General features: G+C 72.4%; 3 protein-coding genes and 1 pseudogene. All 4 read right to left on the reverse strand.

The window, feature by feature from the left end; translation table 11 throughout:
- Nucleotides 1-337: pseudogene (locus VGD85_RS14770) on the reverse strand (hypothetical protein); the annotation flags it as partial.
- Nucleotides 334-1,110, reverse strand: coding sequence for an SDR family oxidoreductase (locus tag VGD85_RS14775; RefSeq protein WP_331064199.1), 777 nt, complete (start codon nt 1,108-1,110; stop codon nt 334-336). The pseudogene VGD85_RS14770 and the gene VGD85_RS14775, both read right to left, overlap by 4 nt.
- Nucleotides 1,110-2,342: a cytochrome P450 gene (locus VGD85_RS14780; RefSeq protein ID WP_331064200.1), complete on the reverse strand. Its 1,233-nt coding sequence runs from the start codon at nt 2,340-2,342 to the stop codon at nt 1,110-1,112. The genes VGD85_RS14775 and VGD85_RS14780 overlap by 1 nt, the downstream gene beginning before the upstream one ends.
- Nucleotides 2,339-2,558: hypothetical protein (locus tag VGD85_RS14785; RefSeq protein WP_331064201.1), on the reverse strand; the 220-nt coding region annotated here is incomplete at its 5' end. The genes VGD85_RS14780 and VGD85_RS14785, both read right to left, overlap by 4 nt.

Consider the following 2,558-nt stretch of genomic DNA (forward strand, 5'->3'; position numbering starts at 1 on the left):
CGGCGTGGCCGCGCATCATGTCGCCACGCAGCGCCTGGTTCTTCAGCATCTGCTGGCGCTCCTCGGGCGAGGCGTCGAAGACCACGCCCTTGCCGAAGATCGGCGTCATGAACGGGTACGCCGCCGCCTGGTCCAGTGTCGCGTCGGGGGCGCGGAAGAACTGCTCCTGCGCCTCGGCACCCGACACCAGCACGACGTCGCGGTCGGCAAGCCGGAACCGGCCGACGTCGCCGCACTCGGCCCGCACCCGCTCGAACAGCCCGATCGGGTCGACCCGCATCTCGGCGAGATGTCCGTGCCCGTCGTCCGGGACCGCATAGGAAACCTCGCGAATCATCGATCCTCCAACGGCGCCTCGGGGTTGACCTCGATCAGGCTCAGGTGCACGCCGCGCGGCGCGCTGACGACGGTGGCGATCGCGTCCGCGATCGCCACCGGCTTGAGGAAGTGGGGGTGCCGGGCCTGCCCGAACCGCACCCACTGGTCGAGCACGAACGCCGCCTCGTCGACGTCCCAGTCCGTGCCCATCTCGCTCCACGTCGGCCCGGGGCGCACGATCGAGGCGCGCACGCCGGTGCCCTCGAGCTCCATCTGCAGGGCGTGCGCCATGCCTTCGAGGCCCCACTTGCCGGCGGCGTACGACGACATGAACGGCCGGGCCCGGACCGCCACGTCGGAGGAGACGAACACGACGTCGCCGCGGCGGCGCTCGACCATGCCGGGCACGAACGCCCGCACCAGCCGGTGGGCGCCGACGATGTTGAGGTCGAGCTCCCGTCCGAACCGGTCGGTGTCGACCTCGTGGATCGTGCCGGGCGCCACCGCCCCGGCGTTCGACACCACGACCTCGACGTCGCCGAGGTCGGCGGTCGCCTTGGCAGCGAACTCCGCGACCGAGTCGTCGTCGGTGAGGTCGAGCGCGTGCGCGACCGCCTCGCCCCCGGCCTCGCGGATCCGGGCGGCGGCCTCCTCACAGCGGTCGGTACGCCGGGCGCCCAGCGCGACCGGGAAGCCGGCTGTCGCCAGGGCGAGCGCGGTGGCCGCGCCGATGCCCGACGAGGCCCCGGCGACCACGGCGGGTCGCCGGGAGGGCTGCTCGTACTTGCCCATCAGCGACGCACCACCGTCATCGGCACGGCCGCGAAGCCGCGCACGTTGACCGAGTGCACCCGCCGGCACGCGGCGTGGTCGACCTCGATCGACCGGGCCCGCTCGACGAGCGCGGTGAGTGCCACGCGCGCCTCGAGCCGGGCCAGGTTGGCGCCGAGGCAGTAGTGCCGGCCGCCGCCGAAGGACAGGATCGGCGCGAGCTCGTCGGCGCTGCGGGTGATGTCGAACTCGTCGGGTCGCGCGAACACCGACGCGTCGCGGTTGGCCGAGCCCAGGCACAGCAGGAGCTTCGACCCTTGGGGGGCGACCCGGCCGTGCAGCTCGACGTCGCGCAGGAGGTAGCGGGCCAGCAGCTGGCTGGAGGTGTCGAACCGCAACGTCTCCTCGACCCACAGCGCGACCCGGTCGCCATCGCCCCCGCGACCGAACACCAGGTCGTGCTGATCCGGGTGCCGGGTGAGGTGGTAGGCGGCATGGCCGAGCAGCTTGGTCGTGGTCTCGTTGCCGGCGACGACCATGAGGAACAAGAACGCGATCACGTCGTCGTCGGTGAGCCGCTCGCCATCGCCGTGCCCGTCGTTCAGGCGGGCGGCGATCAGCGCGCTGGTCAGGTCGTCGGTGGGCCGGCGACGCCGCTGGGCGACCATGTCGAGGTAGTAGCCGACCAGCCACAGCGACGCCTCGGCACCGGCCGGCGGCACGTCGTAGACCCCGTCCTCGCGGTGCACCACGAGATCGGCCTGGCGGCGTACCTCCGCGCGGTCCTCCTCGGGGACGCCCATCATCTCGGAGATGACGTCCATCGGGAGCTTGCCGGCGAAGTCGGCGATCCAGTCGAAGCTGCCCGCCTCCAGGCACTCGGCGAGGTAGCGGTCGGTCAGGTCCTGGATGCGTGGCAGCAGGTCGTGGACGCGGCGTGGGGTGAAGCCGCGGGAGACCAGGGCACGGAGCCGGTTCTGCCGGGGCGGGTCCATGCCCAGGATCGACATCACCTTGTGCGCGTCGGGGCCCCACGCGGACCGCTCGATCGCGACGCCGTGGGAGTTGGAGTAGATGCCCTCGGTGCGCAGCGCCTCGGCGACGTCGGCGTGCCGGGTGAGCGCCCACAGGTCCAGCTCGGGGTTGTGGTGCAGCGGCTCGTGCTCGCGCAGCCAGGCGTACGTCGGGTAGGGGTCGTCCTGGAACCCGTAGTCGTAGGGGTCGAGCACGATCGCCTCCCGAACGGCGGTCATCGGTTGCCTTTCATGATCACGGCGACCACGACGTCGAGGCGGTCGGCCATCTCGGCGTACGTCATCAGGCCCATGCCCGCCTGCAGGAGTGCGCCGGAGAACGCGAGGGTCAGCGCCTCGACGACGTCGGCGCCTGCGTCCCCGGCGGCCACCTCGAACCTCCGCACCAGCTCGCCGCCGATGCGCCGCCGCAGCTCCTCGACCTCGGGATCGCGC

Source organism: Nocardioides sp. (assembly GCF_036401255.1).
GTDB lineage: Bacteria > Actinomycetota > Actinomycetes > Propionibacteriales > Nocardioidaceae > Nocardioides.

What these genes read in the sequence shown, in the direction of transcription:
- VGD85_RS14775 (WP_331064199.1), bottom strand. Translation starts at nt 1,110, where the DNA reads ATGGGCAAGTACGAGCAGCCCTCCCGGCGACCCGCCGTGGTCGCCGGG.
- VGD85_RS14780 (WP_331064200.1), bottom strand. Translation starts at nt 2,342, where the DNA reads ATGACCGCCGTTCGGGAGGCGATCGTGCTCGACCCCTACGACTACGGG.